The organism is Fictibacillus barbaricus (assembly GCF_031457135.1).
Taxonomy (GTDB): Bacteria; Bacillota; Bacilli; order Bacillales; family Fictibacillaceae; genus Fictibacillus; species Fictibacillus barbaricus_A.
Map to the genome: position 1 here is coordinate 146,508 of NZ_JAVDWA010000004.1, position 21,974 is coordinate 168,481.

Annotated in this window: 18 protein-coding genes and 2 tRNA genes; all 20 read right to left on the reverse strand. The window is 40.1% G+C overall.

What is annotated here, in order from left to right; genetic code table 11:
* Window positions 1-29 precede the first annotated feature (29 nt).
* Window positions 30-986, reverse strand: coding sequence for a threonine ammonia-lyase (ilvA, locus tag J2X07_RS13105; protein WP_310259348.1), 957 nt, complete (start codon window positions 984-986; stop codon window positions 30-32).
* A 42-nt stretch (window positions 987-1,028) separates the two neighbouring features.
* Window positions 1,029-1,622 carry a 3-isopropylmalate dehydratase small subunit gene (leuD, locus tag J2X07_RS13110; protein WP_310259351.1) on the reverse strand — a complete coding sequence of 198 codons (594 nt, stop codon included), beginning with the start codon at window positions 1,620-1,622 and terminating at the stop codon, window positions 1,029-1,031.
* Window positions 1,609-3,021, reverse strand: coding sequence for a 3-isopropylmalate dehydratase large subunit (gene leuC / locus J2X07_RS13115; protein ID WP_396194194.1), 1,413 nt, complete (start codon window positions 3,019-3,021; stop codon window positions 1,609-1,611). The genes leuD and leuC overlap by 14 nt, the downstream gene beginning before the upstream one ends.
* Window positions 3,022-3,035: 14 nt before the next feature.
* Window positions 3,036-4,136: a 3-isopropylmalate dehydrogenase gene (gene leuB, locus J2X07_RS13120; RefSeq protein ID WP_310259356.1), complete on the reverse strand. Its 1,101-nt coding sequence runs from the start codon at window positions 4,134-4,136 to the stop codon at window positions 3,036-3,038.
* 19 nt (window positions 4,137-4,155) lie between these two features.
* The gene (locus J2X07_RS13125) at window positions 4,156-5,697 is read right to left on the reverse strand and encodes a 2-isopropylmalate synthase (RefSeq protein ID WP_310259359.1); all 1,542 of its coding nucleotides are present in this window, start codon (window positions 5,695-5,697) and stop codon (window positions 4,156-4,158) included.
* A complete protein-coding gene (gene ilvC, locus J2X07_RS13130) occupies window positions 5,684-6,709 on the reverse strand; it encodes a ketol-acid reductoisomerase (RefSeq protein WP_310259362.1) in 1,026 nt (341 codons plus the stop codon). Before ilvC ends, J2X07_RS13125 begins: the two co-directional genes overlap by 14 nt.
* Window positions 6,710-6,723: 14 nt before the next feature.
* The gene (gene ilvN / locus J2X07_RS13135; protein WP_310259365.1) at window positions 6,724-7,242 is read right to left on the reverse strand and encodes an acetolactate synthase small subunit; all 519 of its coding nucleotides are present in this window, start codon (window positions 7,240-7,242) and stop codon (window positions 6,724-6,726) included.
* Complete coding sequence (gene ilvB / locus J2X07_RS13140) at window positions 7,239-8,957, reverse strand: acetolactate synthase large subunit (RefSeq protein WP_310259369.1); 1,719 nt, start codon at window positions 8,955-8,957, stop codon at window positions 7,239-7,241. The genes ilvN and ilvB overlap by 4 nt, the downstream gene beginning before the upstream one ends.
* Window positions 8,958-9,531: 574 nt before the next feature.
* Window positions 9,532-11,199, reverse strand: coding sequence for a dihydroxy-acid dehydratase (ilvD, locus tag J2X07_RS13145; protein WP_310259371.1), 1,668 nt, complete (start codon window positions 11,197-11,199; stop codon window positions 9,532-9,534).
* Window positions 11,200-11,226: 27 nt separating this feature from the next.
* Complete coding sequence (gene ilvE, locus J2X07_RS13150) at window positions 11,227-12,129, reverse strand: branched-chain-amino-acid transaminase (protein WP_310259375.1); 903 nt, start codon at window positions 12,127-12,129, stop codon at window positions 11,227-11,229.
* Window positions 12,130-12,442: 313 nt separating this feature from the next.
* Window positions 12,443-12,519 (reverse strand) — tRNA-Arg (locus J2X07_RS13155).
* Window positions 12,520-12,710: 191 nt separating this feature from the next.
* Window positions 12,711-12,784: transfer RNA gene (locus J2X07_RS13160), tRNA-Gly, on the reverse strand.
* Window positions 12,785-12,877: 93 nt separating this feature from the next.
* A complete protein-coding gene (locus J2X07_RS13165) occupies window positions 12,878-13,393 on the reverse strand; it encodes a metallophosphoesterase (protein WP_310259378.1) in 516 nt (171 codons plus the stop codon).
* Window positions 13,378-13,986, reverse strand: coding sequence for an XTP/dITP diphosphatase (locus tag J2X07_RS13170; protein ID WP_310259382.1), 609 nt, complete (start codon window positions 13,984-13,986; stop codon window positions 13,378-13,380). Before J2X07_RS13170 ends, J2X07_RS13165 begins: the two co-directional genes overlap by 16 nt.
* Window positions 13,987-14,071: 85 nt before the next feature.
* Complete coding sequence (locus J2X07_RS13175) at window positions 14,072-15,124, reverse strand: GerMN domain-containing protein (RefSeq protein WP_310259384.1); 1,053 nt, start codon at window positions 15,122-15,124, stop codon at window positions 14,072-14,074.
* A gap of 714 nt (window positions 15,125-15,838) precedes the next feature.
* The gene (gene racE / locus J2X07_RS13180) at window positions 15,839-16,636 is read right to left on the reverse strand and encodes a glutamate racemase (protein ID WP_310259387.1); all 798 of its coding nucleotides are present in this window, start codon (window positions 16,634-16,636) and stop codon (window positions 15,839-15,841) included.
* A 155-nt stretch (window positions 16,637-16,791) separates the two neighbouring features.
* On the reverse strand, window positions 16,792-18,504 hold the full coding sequence (gene ptsP / locus J2X07_RS13185; protein WP_310259390.1) for a phosphoenolpyruvate--protein phosphotransferase: 1,713 nt from the start codon (window positions 18,502-18,504) through the stop codon (window positions 16,792-16,794).
* On the reverse strand, window positions 18,504-18,770 hold the full coding sequence (locus J2X07_RS13190) for a phosphocarrier protein HPr (RefSeq protein WP_310259394.1): 267 nt from the start codon (window positions 18,768-18,770) through the stop codon (window positions 18,504-18,506). Before J2X07_RS13190 ends, ptsP begins: the two co-directional genes overlap by 1 nt.
* Window positions 18,771-18,784: 14 nt before the next feature.
* Window positions 18,785-20,848: a glucose-specific PTS transporter subunit IIBC gene (gene ptsG / locus J2X07_RS13195; protein WP_310259396.1), complete on the reverse strand. Its 2,064-nt coding sequence runs from the start codon at window positions 20,846-20,848 to the stop codon at window positions 18,785-18,787.
* Window positions 20,849-21,047: 199 nt separating this feature from the next.
* Window positions 21,048-21,896 carry a glucose PTS transporter transcription antiterminator GlcT gene (gene glcT / locus J2X07_RS13200; RefSeq protein WP_310259398.1) on the reverse strand — a complete coding sequence of 283 codons (849 nt, stop codon included), beginning with the start codon at window positions 21,894-21,896 and terminating at the stop codon, window positions 21,048-21,050.
* Between the last annotated feature and the right edge of the window lie 78 nt (window positions 21,897-21,974).

Consider the following 21,974-nt stretch of genomic DNA (forward strand, 5'->3'; position numbering starts at 1 on the left):
ACACTCTCTTCTACAAGCCTTTCAAATCCTTAGCTAATCCTTTTCATCACATTTAATTTATCAGCCATTTCTTTATAAAGGGACCACTTTTGAGGATCAACATTGCCTCCGCTAATAATCAGTCCAACGGATTTACCGAGGGCAAGATGACGGTGAAATAACACAGCTGCCAAACTAGCTGCTCCAGCACCTTCTACTACCATTTTTTCCCGTTCAAGCATAAACATCATCGCAAAAGCAATTTGTTCTTCTGTAACGGTAACCATCTCATCTACATATTTTGAGATGATCGGCAAGGTGAGTTCGCCTGGTTTTACGACAGCAATTCCATCCGCAATCGTAGTACTTCTCGTTAACGATGATTTTGGATTTCCCGTGAACCGTTGAACAACCGCACTAACATTAGCTGATTGAACACCTATAACACGGATGTCTGGACGTATCATCTTAACCGCAAGTGAGATACCCGCCAATAGTCCGCCTCCTCCAACAGGAACGACAATGGATTTGAGTTCCGGATTTTGCTGAAGCATTTCAAGAGCTACCGTACTTTGTCCAGCAATGACATCAGGATCGTCGAACGCATGAACAAAAACTCCACCGTTTCTTTGCTCTTCTTTTCTTGCCGCTTCGTATGCAGACTGGTAGTTTTCTCCTTCTAAAACTACCTCCGCACCATAAGACTTAACGGCATCTATCTTAGGCAACGGGGCACTTTTCGGCATGAATATTTTCGACTTGATTCCGCTCAAACTGCAGGATAGCGCTAAACCTTGCGCATGGTTTCCTGCAGACGCGGCAATTACTTCCTTTTTTGCTTCGAGCATATTCAAATTGGAAACTTTGTAATAAGCACCCCTCAATTTAAACGATCCTGTTTTCTGAAGGTTTTCGAGCTTCATGAAAACTTTTCCGCCCGTCCACTTATTTAAAGTGGATGATTGTTTAAAAGGTGTTCGGTGTGCAATTTTAGAGACTCTTTCCATTGCATCAAATAATTTCTCGTGAGTGACTGTTAAATTCCCAAGTTACATCACTGCCTCTCTCATTTCATATTTTTTAATTTCTTCTTCATGCTGCAGCGTTACAGAAATTTCGTCCCAGCCGTTAACCAGCATCGTTTTCCAATAAGGATCAAAGTCAAAATGAAAAACTTCCCCTTCTTCGTTCAGGATTAGCTGTTGTTCGAGACTTACTTTAAGCTCATTAATAACAGTTGTTGTATTTTCGGAATAAAGTCTATCGATTTCTTCCTTTGAAAGACGAATTGGCAATATCCCGTTTTTTACGCAATTGTTAAAAAATATGTCTGCAAAGCTTTCGGCTATAATGATTTGAAAACCATAATCTTTTAATGCCCATGGTGCATGCTCTCTGGATGAACCACATCCGAAATTTTTACCTGTAATTAAGATGGAGGCATTTTTTGTTTCAGATTGGTTTAATTCAAAAGAGGGATCATCACTCCCATCCTCCCGATACCGCCAATCAAAGAATAAGAATTCTCCATAGCCTTCTTTATCAATCTTTTTAAGAAACTGCTTAGGGATGATCTGATCCGTGTCCACATGGTCTCTTGGAAGCGCCGCTGCTTTTCCCGCAAATGATTTAAGTCCCGGCATATTGATTAACCTCCGTGTTTTTTGTAAGCATAAATGACCGAACATCTGTAAATTTACCTTTAACAGCAGCTGCCGCTGCCATTACCGGGCTAACAAGGTGTGTTCTTGCTCCTTTTCCTTGTCTGCCTGCAAAATTCCGATTGGAAGTAGAAGCACATCGTTCTCCTTCCGGCACAATATCATCGTTCATTCCGAGACACATCGAACAACCTGAATCGCGCCATTCAAATCCAGCATCAAGGAAAATCCGGTCTAACCCTAATTGTTCAGCTTCTCTTTTCACCGTTTGCGACCCAGGCACAACGATTGCCCTCACGCCAGGATGCACCTTTTCACCTAACACAACTTTTGACGCCTCAACAAGGTCACTGATCCTTGAATTTGTACATGAACCTATAAAAACGTGCTGCACTTGAATATCTTTAATATTTTCTTTCCCTTTAAAGCCCATGTAATCCAGCGCATTTTTCAATGATTCTTCTGAAGCTGGAATCTGGCTATTAACCGGCAAACACATCGATGGTGTAGTTCCCCAAGTAACCATCGGCTCAATGTCAGAAGCGTTGATCTCAATGGTTTTGTCATATGAAGCATCGATATCTGAAATGAGCTCTTTCCATGCTGCACAGCGGGATTCAAATTCACTATCCTTTGGTGCAAACTCTTTTCCTTTTATATAGTTAAACGTTATTTCATCAGGCGCAATGACAGATGCTTTTGCACCTGCCTCAATGGACATGTTGCAGAGTGTCATGCGTTGCTCCATCGATAAGGAGCGAACCGTACTGCCGGAAAATTCAATAATATGCCCTGTTCCAACATTCGTTCCATACTGCCCGATGAACCACAAAATAACGTCTTTTGCTGTTACACCAAAACCGAGTTCTCCATCGATTCTCACATTCATTTGTTTCGGTTTATTTTGCCAAAGGGTCTGTGTTGCTAAAACGTGCTCCACTTCACTCGTCCCGATACCAAATGATAAGGCTCCAAATGCGCCGTGAGTTGAGGTATGGCTGTCTCCGCACACAATCGTCTTACCCGGATGTGTAAGTCCAAGTTCAGGACCGATAACATGAACGATTCCCTGATGTTCTGATTCAAGCCCTTCCAACCTGATCCCAAATTCAATACAGTTTTTCTCCAAGGTCTCAACTTGCATACGTGATGTTTCATCTTTAATGTTAAAACGATCTACAGTCGGGATGTTATGATCCATGGTGGCAAAGCAAAGATCGGGTCTCCTTACAGGACGATTCTTTTCTTTTAAACCAGCAAATGCTTGCGGCGAAGTTACTTCGTGAATCAAATGTAAATCAATATATAAGAGGTCTGGTTTATTTTCTTCACTAACTACTTGGTGGTTTTCCCAAATTTTATCTATAATTGTTTTTCCCATCTTCATCCCCCCTCTTACACATAAACCTCAAGAAGTGTTGCACTTGTTGAATCTTCAAGCATTCGTAAATGAATCTGGTTTACCATTTCTTTTGTAGATGTCAGATAACCAGTGCCGCTATATATGTCTCTTGTTCGATATCCCGCTTGAAGCGTTTCAAAAACCGCTCTTTCTACAGCTTCTGCTTCCTTTTCAAGCTGAAAAGAATGGCGCAGCATCATAGCAGCACTTAAGATCATGCCAACCGGGTTCGCTTCTCCTTTTCCTGCAATATCAGGAGCAGATCCATGAATAGGTTCATAGAGACCTGGCCCGTTTCCGCTTAGAGAAGCAGACGGCATCACGCCTAGGGAACCCGGAATAACAGCTGCTTCATCAGATAAAATGTCACCAAACATGTTTTCCGTTACAATAACGTCGAATTTAGACGGCTCACTGATTAAGCGCATAGCTGCATAATCTACAAGCATGTGTTCAACTTGCACATTTGGATATTTTTTTGCAGTAGAGTCAACGATCTCTCTCCACATTTTACTCGTCTCAAGCACATTCGCTTTATCGACAGATGTTACTTTTCCTTTTCTTACGCTTGCTAGCTCAAACGCTTTTTCAACAATTCTTTCAACTTCCTCACTAGAATAGAAGAGAGTATCTGTCGCATTCTTTCCTTCTTTATCTCTCGTTTTTGGCTGAGAAAAGTAAATCCCGCCTGTCAGTTCCCGTACAAAGATAAAATCTGCACCTTTTACTCTGTTAGATTTCAGAGGAGATAAGTTTTCAAGACCCGGAAAGACTTGAACTGGCCGAAGATTGGCAAAGACATTCAATTCTTTTCTTAAACGCAGAAGTCCGTGTTCAGGTCTGACAATGTTTCCGTCCCATTGTGGACCGCCAACTGCACCAAGAAGTACGGCATCACTTTGTTTACAAGCTAATAGCGTATCTTCAGGTAATGGAGAGCCTGAATGATCGATAGCAGCGCCTCCAAACTTTTTTACAGTCGTATGAAACGCATGGCCAAAACGTGTAGCAACACCATCGAGTATTTCTAGGGCTCCCTTCATCACTTCAGGACCGATTCCATCCCCGGGCAAAACCGTTATCTTCTTTTCCATCTAACATCCCTCCTGATATTTAAATGCTGACTTTTTCATAATTTACTTTTTCCGAGTGAAGCTGCAATTTATTAAATGCATGGACATAGGCTTTGGCAGAAGCTTCTAAAACATCTTGTGCCGTACCGCTTCCATTGATCTCATTACCATCACATACAATTTGTACGAAAACCTGTGCTAAAGCATCTCTGCCTGCACCAACTGATTGGATACGATAATCGATGAGCTTTAAAGTGGAAGGCAGCATTTTACCAAGTGTATTATAAATGGCTTCTACACTTCCTGATCCGGTTGCAGCATCCTGAATCAATTTTCCTTCTGGCGTTAGAAGTCTTAATGTCGCTGTTGGTATCTGATTTGTTCCATAATTCACTTGGATATCTTTCAAATGATACAGCGGTACTTCAGGCTGAATACGATGATCAATCAATAAAGCTAAAATATCTTCTTCCGTCATTTCTTTCTTTCGATCCGCCAATTTCTTAAATTCTTCAAAAACGTTGTTTACTTTATTTTCATCCGGATGAAAACCTAATTTTGATAAATAATTCTTAAATGCATGCCGTCCTGAATGCTTCCCGAGTACAAGTTGATTTGATGGAACTCCAACTAGTTCAGGAGTAATGATTTCATACGTCGATTTCTCTTTCAGGACACCATCCTGATGTATTCCTGACTCATGAGCAAATGCGTTTTTGCCCACTACCGCTTTATTAGGTGGAACCGCTATTCCTGTAAGCCTGCTCACCAGCTGACTCGTACGGCTGATTTCATTTAACTTTAAGTTCGTTTTTGCTTGATAAAAATCTTCTCGAATCGCGAGTGCTACTGCAATTTCTTCTAAGGAAGCATTTCCCGCTCTTTCTCCGATACCATTAATCGTGCATTCTACTTGGTCTGCACCATTTTCAATTGCTGAAAGGGAATTGGCTACCGCCATTCCCAAATCATCATGACAATGTGCTGAAAGAATGGCACGATCAATATTTGGTACATTTTCTCGTAAATAGGTGAATATTTTTCCGTACTCTTCCGGATTAATAAAACCAACTGTATCAGGAATATTAATTACTTTTGCTCCAGCATCAATTACTTTTTCCACGATCCGAGTCAGAAACAATAAATCTGAACGGCATGCGTCTTCAGCCGACCACTGCACAACCGAAAATTTCTTTCTCGCGTACCGAACTGACTGCACTGCAGCTTCCACTACTTGATCTGGTGTTTTCTTCAATTTGTATGTCATATGAATAGGCGAAGTTGCGATAAATACATGCAATCTCGGTTCTGCTGAGTTTTTTAGTGCTTCCCAAGCTGCATCAATATCTGATTTATTAGATCTGGCTAAAGCTGTTACAGATGAGTTTTTTACAATGGAAGCTACTTTTCTCACAGCCTCCAGATCACCTTTGGAGGCAGCTGGAAAACCCGCTTCCATAACATCAACACCGAGTTTTTCAAGGCGTTTAGCTATCTCAATTTTTTCTTCTGTATTTAAGTTCACACCTGCCGTTTGTTCACCGTCTCTTAAAGTTGTATCTAAGATGTCAACGGTTCGCACTAACAACCGCCTCCTTTTTTTGTTTTGCTTTTACAAAAGGCATCATTTCGCGCAGTTCTCTGCCTACTTTTTCGATTGGGTGATTTTTCTCTTTCTCATTTACTGAATGGAATACAGGGCGATTCGCTTGGTTTTCCAAGATCCAGTTTTTAGCAAAAACACCGTTTTGCACTTCGTTTAATACTTCCTTCATCGATTCTTTTACAGCACCATTGATAATACGAGGTCCTGATTGGAAATCACCCCATTGTGCAGTATCAGAAATTGAATATCTCATGCCTTCTAATCCGCCTTCATACATGAGGTCAACGATGAGCTTTAATTCGTGCAAACATTCAAAATAGGCTACTTCTGGCTGGTAACCTGCTTCAGTCAGCGTTTCAAATCCTGCCTTTACAAGAGATGTTAATCCACCGCACAGAACAGCCTGCTCACCAAACAAGTCGGTTTCGGTTTCTTCTTGAAAGCTCGTTTCCAAAACCCCTGCTCTCGCTGCTCCAATTCCTTCAGCATAAGCAAGTGCTGTTTCTCTTGCTGTCCCTGTCGCGTCTTGATACACCGCAAAAAGCGCTGGTACTCCTTCACCTGCTTCATATGTTCTTCTCACGAGATGACCAGGACCTTTAGGAGCAACTAAAAATACATCTACATTTTCAGGCGGAACCACTTGATGGTAATGGACATTGAATCCGTGAGCGAACACAAGGGCATTACCTGCAGTCAATTCTGGTAAAATCTCATTTTTATAAACTTCAGGCTGCCTTTCATCAGGAAGCAAGACCATTACAACGTCTGCAGCCCGAACAGCTTCTGAAACAGGATATACTTCAAAACCATCCTGTACTGCTTGATCAAATGACTTGCCTTCACGAATTCCGATTACAACATCATAACCAGAGTCTTTTAAGTTCAGTGCATGCGCATGTCCTTGTGATCCGTATCCTACTACTGCGATTTTTTTGTTTTGTAAAACCTCTTTTGAAATTTCGTTTTCGTAATAAACTTTAGCCATTTGTCATTTCTCCTTTACATAATAGAATAGGGATGTAATTCAAGTACTTTCTTTTGTGTGCCTCTTGGGATAGCAGTAATTCCTGTTCTCGAAATCTCTTTTATTCCGTAGGGACGAAGCAGTTCAATTAACGCATCTACTTTCTCGCTGTCCCCTGTTACTTCAAGCGTTACATTTTCTAAAGAAACATCGAGCACTGTTGCTCTAAAAGGCTCGATAAGCATTTTAATTTCACTTCGTGTGTCTGGCGTTGTTAAAACTTTAATAAGAGCTAACTCTCTAGAAACAAGAGCCATATTTGTCAGATCACGAACTTTAATAATATTGATCTGTTTGTGAAGCTGTTTAACGAGCTGTTCTGCTTTTCTGTCATCCTCCACCCATACAGTAAGCGTAACTTTAGAAATGGATGGATCTTCTGTATGCCCCACTGTAATATCTTCAATGTTAAACTGGCGCTTTGTTAAGAGCCCGGTCAGTCTGTTCAGTACTCCACTTTCATTCATAACTGTTGCAGAAATGATGCGTTTCATCCTCTCACTCCAATCATTTCATGAAGACCTTTTCCAGGAGCTATCATCGGATAGACATTCTCATCTGCGGATACAACACAATCCAAAACGAATGGTTTTTGGGAACGAAGAGCAGCAGTTAAGGCTTTTCTTAAGTCCTCTTCATTTTCAACACGCTGTCCATCAATACCATACGCAGAAGCCAATTTAATAAAATCAGGCTGAATATCCAGCAATGATTGTGAGTACCTTTTTTCATAAAAGATTTCTTGCCACTGGCGAACCATACCGAGAGATTTGTTATTCACAATCACCACAATGACTGGCAGCTCCCAATCTTGCAGAACGCCTAATTCTTGAAGCGTCATTTGGAACCCTCCGTCACCTACGACTGCAATCACAGGAAGATCCGGCCGACCGATTTTCGCCCCGATTGCTGCCGGGAAACCAAAGCCCATCGTTCCCAATCCTCCGGATGTAATCCATCTATTTGATGTTGAAAACTTATAATATTGAGCCGCCCACATCTGATGCTGGCCAACATCAGTAGATACGATCGCATTTCCTTCTGTAGCTTCATGCAGAATCTCCATTACATACTGTGGTTTTAGCTCGCTTTCATTTTTCTTATAAGTAAGCGGAAACTCCGTCTTATAATTTGTTAACGAATAGTGCCAATCCTTAATATTTAATTTGTCTCCTGCTGATTGATTTAGAGCTGAGAGAGTCTCTTTCGCACATCCTACAATTGGGATTTCAGCAGGTACATTTTTTCCGATTTCAGCAGGATCAACGTCAATGTGCGCGACAACAGCATCCTTTGCAAAATGATCTAAGTTTCCAGTTAGCCGATCATCAAATCTAGCTCCAATCCCGATTAAGAGATCACTTTCATAAAGTGCCATGTTCGCTGCATATGTGCCATGCATTCCACCCATTCCCAGTGATAAGGAATTTTCGGCAGGAAAGCCTCCTAATCCAAGCAGTGTTTGAACAACCGGTATGCCATAATACTCGGCAAATGTTAATAATTCGACTTCGGCTTGAGCGGCAAGCACACCTGCTCCGGCAAGGATTACAGGTTTTTTCGATTGCTGCAGCGCTTCATTTAATCGTTTGACCTGCAAAATATTCGGTTTTACAGTCGGCTGATAACCAGGCAATCGAATTTCAGAAGGAGCTTTTTGTTCAGCAGCTTTAACGGCAACATCTTTCGGAATATCAATTAAGACTGGTCCTTTCCTTCCTGTTGTTGCTATATGAAAAGCTTCTTGGATTATTCGCGGCAAATCCTCTGCTTTCTGTACCTGGTAGTTATGTTTAGTAATCGGCATCGTGATTCCTACGATGTCTGCCTCCTGAAAGGCATCTGTGCCAATTACTTGTGTGGCTACTTGACCGGTAAAAATAACAAGTGGAATTGAATCGATCATGCTGTCAGCGATACCCGTAACTAAATTCGTCGCTCCAGGCCCTGATGTTGCAAGTACTACCCCAGGTTTGCCAGTTACTCTTGCATAACCTTGAGCAGCGTGTATGGCACCTTGCTCATGGCGGGTTAAAACATGCTTCAATTCGGCTTTGTATAATGCATCGTAAATTGGAAGCACCGCTCCACCAGGATATCCAAAGATCACTTCGACTTGTTCGTTCTGCAAGCCTTGAATAAATAGTTCTGCACCCGATACTAGAGACGTTTCCACCGTTTTTTTCTCGGCCACCCAGCTGGCTTTCATTTTCATTCCTCCTTCGTCACTAACCGTTTTAATAAAACCAGAACTGTTTTCGTAGACTTTGTCGCTTTTGAAAGTGATTAATCTCCGTTTCAGGATGCTCGCTTTCCATGGGGCGTGCGGTAAGCCCACTCGTCGCTCTGCGACATTGAATGGTCTCACCTACCCCGCTGATCCCGTAGGAGTCTCGCACCTTACACTCCAATCAATCTTCCATTTGAGGCAGTTACAAAAATAACCTTGAAAAACATTTTTAGAAAAGAGTCAAAAAAAAAACTTCTCCACCCAAATGGACAGGCTTATGCCTGACCAAAGGGGTGAAAAAGTTCATTTTCACGGTACCACCCTTCTTCACGGAAACTCTATTTACAAATGAGTCACCGCCTCATGACGGACTTGCCGTCATTGATAACAAGCAGTAAAAATGGTATCAGCTGCTTGGCTCTTCCTACTTGATTATTCGTTCAAAAGAGCACTCAGGAGGGATGTCCTGGTATTAGGAATAACCGGTTCACAGCAACCCCGGCTCTCTGTGTATTCCACGCTACCAATGTTCTCCGTCATCGTTTTATTTATATTAAACTTTTAATATACCGCCCGTATTTGCTGATGTAACCAAAGCCGCATACCTGGCTAAATAACCTTTTGTAATTTTCGGTTCTGGCTGAATCCAATTATCTTTTCGAATCGCCATTTCTTCTTCCGTTAACAATACTTGAATGGTTCTGTTTTCCAAATCAATATAAATGTTATCTCCATTTTCAACAAAAGCGATCGGTCCGCCTTGTGCTGCTTCCGGCGAAATATGACCTATCGAGATTCCTCTTGAAGCACCAGAGAAGCGCCCATCCGTAATAAGTGCTACCTTTGTACTTAAACCTCTTCCTGCGATAGCTGAGGTAGGAGTTAGCATTTCCGGCATGCCTGGTCCGCCTTTAGGTCCCTCATAGCGGATTACAACAACATGCCCTTCTTTTACTTCACCGCTATTAATGCCGTTGATGGCTTCATCTTGTGACTCATATACAATGACCTCACCATGGAAAGTTTTAATAGAAGGGTCGACAGCACCTACTTTGATGACACCTCCATCGGGAGCAATGTTTCCATATAAAATGGATAATCCCCCCACAGGCGAGTACGCATTTTCTTTTCTGCGTATTACATCATCATCAATGATTTCACTATGTTGAACGCGTTCTTCCAATGTTTGACCAGATATTGTAATCCGGTCATTATGGATTGCTCCATCAATTTTGCAGAGTTCATTGATTATGGCACTTACTCCTCCTGCCCGATGGACATCCTGCATAGAATAATCAGAAGCAGGACTTATTTTAGATAAATAAGGGATTCTCTTGGCGATTTCATTAACCTCAGTAAGTTCGTAATCAATTTCAGCTTCGTTCGCGATAGCAAGCATGTGAAGAACTGTATTTGTCGATCCTCCCATCGCCATGTCCAGTGCAAATGCATCATCGATTGCTTCCTTCGTAATAATATCTCTCGGGCGAATATCATCTTTCACGAGCTGCATAAGAGAATGAGCAGCCTCTTTAATAAGTTTTTTTCTTTCATCTGATGTTGCAACAATCGTCCCATTTCCGGGTAGCGTTATACCGAGCATTTCCATAATGGAATTCATGCTGTTTGCCGTAAACATCCCGGAACAAGAGCCGCAGGTTGGACAAGCGCTCGTTTCAAGCTCTAACAGTTCTTCTCTTGACATCTTTCCAGCGAGATGTGAGCCGACCCCTTCAAACACTGACGCTAATGAAAGAGATTTGCCAGCCATCGATTTTCCCGCTTCCATAGGTCCCCCTGAAACAAATACAGCAGGGACGTTTGTACGAACAGCTGCCATCAGCATTCCGGGGGTAATCTTGTCACAGTTCGGAATATAAAACACGCCGTCAAACCAATGTGCATTAATAACCGTTTCCGCTGCATCCGCTATCACTTCTCTGCTTGGCAGCGAATACCTCATGCCTATATGTCCCATGGCAATTCCATCGTCTACACCGATCGTATTAAATTCAAATGGTATTCCGCCTGCTTCACGAATGGCTTCTTTAACCAATTCACCCACTTTATTTAAGTGCATATGGCCCGGAATAATATCAACATAGGAATTACATACACCGATAAAAGGTTTATCCATATCCTCTGGTGCAACACCCGCTGCATGAAGTAAACTTCTGTGCGGAGCTCTGTCGATTCCTTGCTTGATCATATTACTGCGCATGTTATTAAACACTCCTATATATCTGAATTATCCCGCTTGAACGGCTTGTTCTGAAAATACTTTTACTCCATCTTCTGAGACCTTTTTTCTAAAAGCTTTAAGCAGTTGCCCAGTATGTTCGCCTGGAGCACCATTTCCAATTACTCTTCCATCTACTTTTACAACTGCAATGACTTCTGCAGCAGTCCCTGTAAGAAAAACCTCATCTGCAACATACACATCATGACGCGTAAATGGTTCTTCAACCACCTTGTAGCCAAGATCATTTGCAATCTCGATAATCGCGTTCCTCGTAATGCCCTCTAAAGCGCCAAGGTAGCCTGGCGGTGTTTTAATGCAATTTCCTTTAATAATAAATACGTTATCCGCGGACCCTTCTGCTACATATCCTTGATCGTTCAGCATCAGCGCTTCACTTACACCTGCTAAATTGGCTTCGATTTTCACCAAAATGTTGTTTAAGTAATTTAGAGATTTCACTTTCGGACTTAGTACATCAGGCCGATTCCTTCTGCTGGCGACTGTAATAATCTCTAGGCCAGTCTCATAAAGTTTTTTCGGGAAAAGAGCCAGCGCTTCTGTTATGACGATTACTCCCGGCTGTCCGCAAGTAAATGGATCCAATCCTAAATTTCCTTTTCCTCGTGAAACGACTAATCGAATGTAAGCATCACGATATTTATTCTTTCGGAGCGTTTCAGCGATGATGTTCGTTAATTCTTCTTTCGTGTGTGGAATTTTCAGCATAATGGATTGAGCTGATTCGTATAAACGCTGAAGATGTTCATCAAGTCTATAGACATTTCCGTTATAGACTCGAATACCTTCAAACACCCCATCTCCATATAAAAAACCATGGTCATAGACCGAAACTTTTGCATCATCTTTTAATACGTGCTCACCATTTACATAAACCCATTGCTCCTGCATCGTGATCCTCCTTTTCTTAGCGATTAAGTTGTTAGAATATTTAAAAACATATGATAATTGTTGACAATGTTACGCCCATATCCCTTATGGGTCAACCATGAATTTTGTCTAAAATCTCCTTTATCAGACTTTTCTGATAGTTTGTACACGCTTACATTCCCATGGTTGAGGGAAAAAATAAATTAAAAACATAAAATGTAAACATTTTTAAAGCGCTTACATTATCCTTTAAAAAAGCACACAAAAAAACACGCTTTACGTTCTATAAAAGAGAACATAAAGCGTGTTAAGCTATGTAATATGAATAGTTATATGGCGTCCCAGGAGAGATTCGAACTCCCGACCGTACGCTTAGAAGGCGTATGCTCTATCCGGCTGAGCTACTGGGACATTATGTATTTGAGCCCATTTCGCATAGCAATGCGCTTTCCGCAATTACTATGCGCTGCGGGCACACAGTGATTTGTTCCACCTGTCGACCGTGGATACAAATATGTTTTTTATAACATGCTTTTTAAATGTAAGATCTGTTACTTTAGGATGTAAATTTTCATGTACCATTTGAACGTGAGAAAAACAAATGGAGCGGGTGATGAGAATCGAACTCACGACCAGAGCTTGGAAGGCTCTTGTTTTACCATTAAACTACACCCGCGGACAATAGATCTTGTCGCGACGACATAACTAAATATACATGATTTTTAATTATGCGTCAACCCATTTTTAATATTTTTTTAATTATTGTATATTAGACAGTGTAACGCTTTGTTAGATGATCAATTCGTTCTCCATCTAATGAATAAAAAATAACGGAAACTTCAGAGCCAACTGCCTCTAATATAGCGTATGTCTTCTCAAACGTTCCTCTCGGCAATCGAATACTCCCAGGATTAATAAAAATCATCCCTTCCCGTTCATAGGTTTCAGCTATATGGGAATGACCAAAGCAAACAATAGAAGCACCTGTTTCTTCCGCACGATAAGCTAATGATAAATGTGACATCTTTACGTCATATAAATGACCATGTGTAATGTATATACATTTTGTGCCAAGCATTTCGATCGCTTCTTTCGGAAATTCTTGGCCTAAATAGTCCATATTTCCTAACACAGTAACGAATCCTTCTAGCTCTTTCGAATTCGTTTGAAGTTCAGAATCACCACAGTGTATCATGAGTTCCACTTCATTTTCATAACGTTTCTTTAAAACTAACAGTTCTTCCCTTAATCCATGACTATCACTGACGATTAAGGCTTTTGCCATAGCATGTCCTCCTCGTTGAAAAAGTCTTGTAATTTAATTAAAGCGTTAGCTCTGTGGCTGATTTTATTTTTCTCTTCTTTTGTTAACTCGGCCATTGATCGGTTCAATTTCGGTAAAAAGAAAATCGGATCATAACCAAATCCTTCTGTTCCCCGTCTGTCATGTAATATCTCTCCTTCACACAGCCCTTTTACAACAAATGTATCTTTTCCGGGTCTGGCAAAAGCTAATGCACAAATAAATCGAGCAGTTCGTTTTTGATTAGGTATACCCTCTAGTTCATTTAATACTTTGTTCATATTATCTTCGTCATTTTTATGGCTTCCCGCATACCTTGCTGAATAAACGCCTGGTCTTCCATCTAAAGCATCTATTTCAAGTCCTGAATCATCTGAAATCACTGGAATGTTTAATTTATTACAGATGGTCTCCGCTTTTAATATCGCATTTTCCTCAAAAGTATCTCCTGTTTCTTCAACATCTGGAATGTTCTCCATGTCTAATAGTGAAATTACTTCGATTCCATATTGGTTAAACATCGATTGAAACTCAGAGACTTTTCCTTTGTTTTTTGTCGCAATCAGTATTTGCATATGTATACCTCACTTTAAAATTTCCAAACTACACAAAAAAGAGACGATTTCTCGTCTCTTTACTGTATCACAATCAGTTATCTTTTTAAAATTCACCTGTATTTACTTCTTTAGGGCGTGATACAGGCGCAGTCAGCTCTTTCCCTTTTTCATTAAAAATCTTTGACTTTCCATTTACTTGAATCGCTACTTTTTTCACTTCAGGAAGCTCTGTAAGAGAAAGAACGATCGAATTCAGCACTTCATCCGCAATTCTATTTTCTTCTTTATTATCTAATAAGGCACTATTAAAGTTTAAAGTTGCCACTCCATCCTTATTAACCACCGGTGTGCTTAATAACTTAACATCCGTTCTGAAATCTGTAAGCAGCTTGCTTTGAGCTGAAGGCCCAACGATTAAATTTTCAACCGTTGCTGTTACTTTATCTGTACCTTCTCTAGCAACACGGCGTGTAACAGGAACATAATAGGTCTGGTCGTTTGTTTGCGCTAAGAAATATAGCGTAACTAGGTTACTGTTTGTAATATCTGCTACATTACCGTTTTCAATATTGATCCCATCGACTCTGCTGACACCTTCACCTATCGGGGTGTTATTTACAGGCATAGAGTTTTGGTTCTTTCCGTCAATTTGTATTTTTACTTTTTTAATATTATCAAACTGTGTAAGTGTAAATGTGATTGCTTGTAAAATTTTTAATTCATCTTGTGGTTTATATTCTGTAAATTCTTTTGAGAAATTAGCCGTTGCTGTGCCTTTATTGATGTTTACAGATAATACTTCAGTATCTGCAGGCAATACGGCTTGGAATCCGTTAGGAATCATATTGCTTACAGGTCCATCCTTAACTAAATATTCCAGAACCTGTTTGGCCGTTTCATCATTCTTCGGAAGAGCGAGTACTTGAGGTACAACCATTCCGTTACTATCGAACAAAAAGAGCTGGCGTCTTTGTGTCTGTGCAGACTTTGCCGCCGTCTTATCTTTTTTATCCAATGACTTGCCTTCTTTCACGTAATTCACTTTTGGGGGATCGAGCTCCGACCCTGTTTTACTCCCCCCTAATCCACACCCAGATACCAGTAAAGATACTGATAACAAAAGTAATGGAGCCCCTGTTCTTAGTGTTTTGCGCATACTTTCCCTCCTCAAGTGGTTTGTACTAATATGTATACGAGCTATACTTCCTTTTAGACCACTTGTACAAAAATAAAAAAAGAAAAGGATATAAAGTGTGAAACCCTGCAATTCGATAAGCTACACTCTGCTAACGCTGTGCTTCATCAAGGACAGTCTTTAAAATAAAGGCTGTTTCCGCAAACTTTGTTGCTCTTGAAAGTGGCTGATTTCCGCTCCAGGATACTCGCTTTCCGGGGGGTGTGCGGTGAGCCTCCTAAGCGCTTCGCACTTTCAGGAGTCTCACCTGTCCCACCAATCCCCCAGGAGTCTCGCACCTTGCACTTCAATCATCTCTTCAATGAAGGCACTTTAAGACAATGTCCTAAAAGCAACAATCTTTTAGAAAGGTTGTTCTCGTATTCATTGTTGATTTTGGAAGCAGTTGATTTTCGTTCCAGGCTGCTCGCTTTCCGCGGGGCAGACGGTGAGCCACGGTGAAAGACATATGAAGGTACTTGCTCCTGCGTCTGCAGGCAAACGCTAACGAAACGGGCTTCCTCGTCGCATGCCTTGCAAGGAGAATACTCAGGTGGCAGGCACACACCTTGCACTTCAACATTGATGAAATAGCAACACTAAGCAAGAGCAACAATTCTTTTAGAAAAGAACCTTTAGAAAAAAGGCTAAATAAAAAAACTGCCCAAAATTGCTTTTTAGGCAGTTCCTCTACTACTAAAGTTTGATGCATTCCACCATGTCAATTTTTGTATCGAGCCAATGGTTTGCGATCTTTAAAAATTGTTTACTTTCAGCAGTAGTTAAAAATCGATGATTCGGTTTATTTCCGCTGGTATTCAATAAACTGCTGTGATCTAGGATGACTGAAACTTCACGGGCTGTTTCAGCACCAGAACAAATCAATTTGATATGCTCGCCCATTACTTGCTGAATAATCGGTCTTAGCAACGGATAATGTGTACAGCCTAATATAAGCGTATCAATAGATACATCTTTGAGAGGCTGTAATGTTTCAGAAACGGCTTGAATGGTTTCTTCTCCTGTTAGTTTTCCTTGCTCTACTAAAGGCACAAATAAAGGGCATGCAAGACTTTCAACGATTACATCAGATCTGATTTGCAGCAGAGCTTGTTTGTATGCATCACTATTAATTGTTCCTACAGTACCTATGACACCCACATGATTGTTTTTGGTTACCTTTAATGCTGAACGAGCTCCTGGATGAATAACACCTAATATCGGAATATCAAGCTTCATCTTAGCCTCTTCCAAAACGGCCGCGGTGGCAGTATTGCAAGCAATAACGAGCATTTTAATTTTATGTTCTAAAAGGAAATCAATCATTTCCCATGTGTATTGCCGTACCTCATCAAATGGTCTTGGTCCATATGGACATCTCTTTGTATCCCCCATATATATGATTTCTTCCTTTGGAAGCTGTCTCATAAGTTCTCTGGCAACCGTTAAACCGCCAACACCAGAATCTATAACTCCTATCGGTCTATTACTCAAAAAATCGCCTCATCTCTGTAAACATGCTGTAAACCTTGTAAAGGCATTTACCGTGATTTCTATTTTGCTAATATTTTTATGAAATTGCAATAAAAATCGTTCAATTTATACAGAAAAGGACTATGGAAAATTCCATAGTCCGTGTTTACTTTTGTTTAAAAATTTTCTTCAGCAAACTTAACGACATCATCCATCGTATCCATTTGCAGAATTTGTTCGATATGTGCACTGATTTTCTCTTTAGAAAGATTTAAAATCTGGCTGCGTGCAGGAAGGACTGAAGTGGCACTCATAGAGAATTCATCAAGCCCAAGTCCTAATAGAATAGGAATAGCGATTGGATCTCCAGCCATCTCGCCGCACATGCCAGTCCACTTGCCTTCCTTATGTGCCGCATCGATTACCATCTTAACAAGTCTTAAAATAGCCGGATTGTAAGGCTGATATAAATAAGAAACTTGTTCGTTCATTCTATCTGCAGCCATCGTATACTGAATCAAGTCATTCGTACCAATGCTGAAGAAGTCTACTTCTTTAGCAAAAGTATCTGCCATGACAGCAGTAGATGGAATTTCTACCATGATTCCTACTTCGATATCATCCGAAACTTTTGTTCCTTCATTTACAAGCTTCTCTTTTTCTTCCATTAAAATACTTTTCGCAGAACGGAATTCTCCAAGAGTCGCAATCATCGGGAACATAATTTTCAAGTTGCCATACGTACTGGCACGAAGCAGCGCACGAAGCTGTGTTCTGAAAATATCTTGTTCTTCTAAACAAAGACGGATTGCACGGAATCCTAAGAATGGATTAAGTTCTTTTGGCAGATTCAAGTAAGGCAGTTCTTTATCACCGCCAATATCCAATGTACGGATTACGACAGGTTTGCCTTCCATTTTGTCCAATACTTCTTTATAGGCTTTAAATTGCTCATCCTCTGTCGGAAGCTGATCACGGCCCATGTATAAAAACTCTGTTCTGTATAAGCCAACGCCTTCTGCACCGTTCTCTAAAACACCTTTTACATCTGCAGGTGTACCGATATTAGCAGCCAATTCAACTTGAACACCATCGGATGACAATGTTTTTTCGTTTACTAATTTTGCCCATTCTTCTTTTTGCTGCTGATATTTTTTTTGTTTTTCCTTATAAACAGCAATTTCATCTTCAGTAGGATCAATAATTACTTGTCCATCTAGTCCATCAATAATTACCATTACATCATTCTTAACTTTTTCAGTAATAATCTTAGTACCCACTACTGCAGGGATTTCCATCGAACGGGACATGATCGCCGAATGCGATGTTCTTCCTCCAATATCTGTAGCGAAACCTTTTACAAATTGACGATTTAGCTGAGCAGTATCGGAAGGAGTAAGATCTTCTGCCAAGATGATAACTTCTTCAGCAATGCTTGCTGGTGTAGTAAATTTAACATCCAGCAGATGAGCCAATACACGTTTTGAAACGTCACGGATATCCGCTGCACGTTCTTTCATGTACTCATTATCCATTTGCTCGAACATATTGATGAACATAGAAGAAATGTCGTTCATTGCCACTTCTGCATTTATCTTTTCATTCTCTATTTTTTGTTTTACAGCATCAACGAGCTCAGGGTCACTTAGAACAAGAAGATGGGCAGCAAATATCGCTGCCTTATCTTCACCTAGTTCTTTATTCGCTTTATCTTTAATTACTGAGAGTTCTTCTTTTGACACATTGATCGCAGCTTGGAAACGTTCGATTTCTTCAGCAATATTAGCAACTGGTTTCTTCTCAATCGTCAATTCTGGATTTTGAAGAATAAATGCTTTAGCGATCGCTATGCCGGCTGATGCTGCAATACCTGAAATTTTTTCAGACATTACTCACCAAGCCCTTCTTTTTTCATTACATCTTCGATTGCTGCTAATGCTTCATCCGCATCAGATCCTTCAGCTTTAACAGTGATTTCTGCACCAGATTGAATACCAAGGCTCATAACACCCATAATTGATTTTAAGTTAACGCTCTTGCCATTGTAGTCAAGAGTGATATCTGAACTGAACTGCCCAGCTTGGTTTACTAAAGTTGTTGCTGGACGTGCATGAATTCCTGATTCGCTAGTTACTTTAAATGTTTTTTCTGCCATTGTTATTTACCCCTTTATTTTTTAAATTTAATAATGTTTTCTTCTTCAATACCTACTGTTCCTGTTTTTTCTACCGAAACAGTTTCGCCCGATAAGTTTGTAAATACAATCGGAGTAATTACAGAAGGTGCATTTTCTTTAACAAAGTTTAAGTCAACCTTCAATAGTTTCTGACCAGCTTCAACTTTGTCTCCTTCAGAAACAAATGTTTCAAAACCTTCACCTTTTAGCTTAACAGTGTCGATTCCAAAATGAATTAATATTTCTTTTCCGCTGTCAGACTCAATTCCGATTGCATGCTTTGTAGGGAAGACATTAATAATTTTACCATTGACCGGTGAAACCACCAAACCATCTGCTGGTTCAATTGCAAAACCATCACCCATCATTTTGCCAGAGAATACTTGATCCGGAACTTCAGTTATCGGAAGTAATTTCCCTTTAATCGGAGATACGAAACGTTCTGCATCAGTAGATATGGAAGAAACAGGTGTTGCTTTTGTATCCGCCAGTTCACCTTGTTCAGCAACTTTTTCGCTGTTTTTAGGCTTGGCAACTGTTTTTCCGTCCATAATATCCTTGATTTCGCTCTTGATTGTGTCAGAGCGTGTCCCAAAGATCGCTTGAATGCTATTACCCATTTCAAGCACTCCAGATGCGCCTAGCTTTTTCAGACGGTTCTTGTCCACTTCTTTTGGATCACGGACAGCAACGCGAAGGCGAGTAATACATGCATCTAAGTCTGCAATATTGGATTTACCGCCAAGTCCTTCTAAAATATTCGCAGCTAACGAGTCATTATTAGATGGTCCAACGTTAGTTTCTACTTCATCGTCTACAAGTTCTCGTCCTGGCGTTTTAAGATCCCATTTGCGGATCGCAAAACGGAAACCAAAATAATAAATAACAGAGAACACTAGTCCTACTGGTATAACAAGCCACCAGTCTGTACGGTTAGGCAAGACACCAAATAGTAAGTAATCAATAACACCGCCTGAGAATGTCATACCAATTTTAACATTTAGCAACTGCATCGTCATAAAGGAAAGACCTGCAAAAATAGCATGAATTCCAAAAAGAACGGGTGCTACAAAAAGGAATGTAAACTCGATTGGTTCAGTAATACCTGTTAAGAAAGAAGTTAAGGCAGCTGAAGCCATAATACCTGCAACCACTTTTTTATGCTCAGGACGTGCTTCGTGATACATAGCAAGTGCTGCTGCTGGAAGACCAAACATCATGAAAGGGAATTTACCAGTCATGAACGTACCTGCTGTTAAGTCCACTTTATCTTTCAACTGTGCAAAGAATATGGCTTGGTCACCACGTACAAGACCTTCTGAAGCAGACTTGTAAGACCCAAACTCAAACCAGAATGGAGAATAGAAAATATGATGAAGACCAAATGGAATTAGTGATCTTTCAATTACTCCGAAAACAAATGCAGCTAAAGTAAGATTTGAATTAATCATACTTTCTGAAAACGCATTAAGACCATTTTGAACAGGCGGCCATATAACTGTCATCAGAATTCCTAGCACTAAAGCTGATACTGCTGTAATAATGGGAACAAATCGCTTTCCTGCAAAGAAACCAAGATATTGTGGAAGTTCGATATTGTAATATTTCTTATATAAATAAGAAGCGAGAATACCAACGATAATACCGCCAAAAACCCCTGTTTGCAGCGTTGGAATCCCAAGCACCATCGCGTAGGACGGATCTTTATCAATCATTTCAGGCTTTACACCTTCAATGACACTCATTGTTACGTTCATAATTAAATAACCGATAATTGCTGCAAGACCTGCAACACCTTCACCGCCAGCAAGACCAACGGCAACACCTACTGCAAATAGTAATGACAGGTTTCCAAATACAATACCGCCTGATTGTTCCATTACATCTGCTATAAGCTGGAACCAATGTGCATCTAATGCAGGTATGACCTTGATTAACGCTTCATTTTGAAATGCGTTACCAAAAGCAAGCAATAAACCGGCTGCTGGCAAAATAGCAACAGGAAGCATTAAAGCTTTACCTACTCGTTGAAGTACACCAAACAACTTTTTAAACATAGGAAGTCCTCCTTTTTTTGTTATGATAACCCTTCCATTTACTTTCGCTAAAAACAAAAAAGACATAAATAAAGAACATTAGCAATTAACTTAATCAGATATTAATATATCCTAATTAAGTGTTTGCTACACTTTGTTCTCTACTTATGCCTGATCGAATCAGTAACACGTAAAAACGAATGTATTTTTTTATTGCGTTCTATTCATTGTCATATCGCGAAAGCCTTTGCAAATGCATCGTTAAATATACAGCTTCTGCATGCGGCACGGGTTTGTTCAAGGCATTTTGCATGACCTTGATTAGCTTCCAAGCCAAATTGTAGCACACCGGATATTCTTCTTTCAAGACTTTTGCTAACCTTTCTTGATCTTCCATCTTTTCTCCCATTGAAATTCTTTCAATCGCATGTCTAAGATGTCTGACTAATCGCAAATAATTTATACTTTTTGTATCTATTGAGAGACCTAAAGATTGCTGTGTCATATTGATAAGAGTATTAATTAGTTCTGAATGTTTCTTGATATCTGTAACACTTTTGTTCGTAATACCACTATGGATATGAAGAGCAACGAATCCAATTTCACCTTCTGGCAAATGAATATTTAATTTACGGTTAACAACCTCTATTACTTCTTCAGCAACTGTAAATTCTTTCGGGTAAAGCGTCTGTGTTTCTGTTAAAAAAGGATTTTTAATGTCCATTCCTTGCTGATACCTCTTAACAGCAAACGCAATATGATCCGTAAGTGCAACATGGATGTGCTCGTTTAGTTTGTTTTCGAACCTATTGCCGATATGTAAAATAATATCGTTTATAAGCTCTGCCGTTTTTTCATCAATATAGGTTAAAAGTGTTCGGTATTGTTTTTGTTCATTTTCATCTTTTAGAACAAATAGCTTATCCACTTGATCATCAAAAATAAAATCACCTTGCTTTTTGGCAAAGCCGATTCCTTTCCCAATGACAATAATCTCCTTGTTTAAGGAGTCGGACACAATTACCACATTATTATTTAACACTTTTTTAACTTGCAGGTTATTTTTCATTTCATTCACCTATTTCATAAACTATGCCGAAAAGGATATACAACTTTCATCATATATGAAAAAGAGAATAAAAATCAA

Coding starts and splice junctions, on each gene's coding strand:
- ilvA (WP_310259348.1), bottom strand. CDS start 986: ATGGAAAGAGTCTCTAAAATTGCACACCGAACACCTTTTAAACAATCA.
- leuD (WP_310259351.1), bottom strand. CDS start 1,622: ATGCCGGGACTTAAATCATTTGCGGGAAAAGCAGCGGCGCTTCCAAGA.
- leuC (WP_396194194.1), bottom strand. CDS start 3,021: ATGGGAAAAACAATTATAGATAAAATTTGGGAAAACCACCAAGTAGTT.
- leuB (WP_310259356.1), bottom strand. CDS start 4,136: ATGGAAAAGAAGATAACGGTTTTGCCCGGGGATGGAATCGGTCCTGAA.
- ilvC (WP_310259362.1), bottom strand. CDS start 6,709: ATGGCTAAAGTTTATTACGAAAACGAAATTTCAAAAGAGGTTTTACAA.
- ilvN (WP_310259365.1), bottom strand. CDS start 7,242: ATGAAACGCATCATTTCTGCAACAGTTATGAATGAAAGTGGAGTACTG.
- ilvB (WP_310259369.1), bottom strand. CDS start 8,957: ATGAAAGCCAGCTGGGTGGCCGAGAAAAAAACGGTGGAAACGTCTCTA.
- ilvD (WP_310259371.1), bottom strand. CDS start 11,199: ATGCGCAGTAATATGATCAAGCAAGGAATCGACAGAGCTCCGCACAGA.
- ilvE (WP_310259375.1), bottom strand. CDS start 12,129: ATGCAGGAGCAATGGGTTTATGTAAATGGTGAGCACGTATTAAAAGAT.
- J2X07_RS13165 (WP_310259378.1), bottom strand. CDS start 13,393: ATGGCAAAAGCCTTAATCGTCAGTGATAGTCATGGATTAAGGGAAGAA.
- J2X07_RS13170 (WP_310259382.1), bottom strand. CDS start 13,986: ATGCAAATACTGATTGCGACAAAAAACAAAGGAAAAGTCTCTGAGTTT.
- J2X07_RS13175 (WP_310259384.1), bottom strand. CDS start 15,124: ATGCGCAAAACACTAAGAACAGGGGCTCCATTACTTTTGTTATCAGTA.
- ptsP (WP_310259390.1), bottom strand. CDS start 18,504: ATGTCTGAAAAAATTTCAGGTATTGCAGCATCAGCCGGCATAGCGATC.
- J2X07_RS13190 (WP_310259394.1), bottom strand. CDS start 18,770: ATGGCAGAAAAAACATTTAAAGTAACTAGCGAATCAGGAATTCATGCA.
- ptsG (WP_310259396.1), bottom strand. CDS start 20,848: ATGTTTAAAAAGTTGTTTGGTGTACTTCAACGAGTAGGTAAAGCTTTA.
- glcT (WP_310259398.1), bottom strand. CDS start 21,896: ATGAAAAATAACCTGCAAGTTAAAAAAGTGTTAAATAATAATGTGGTA.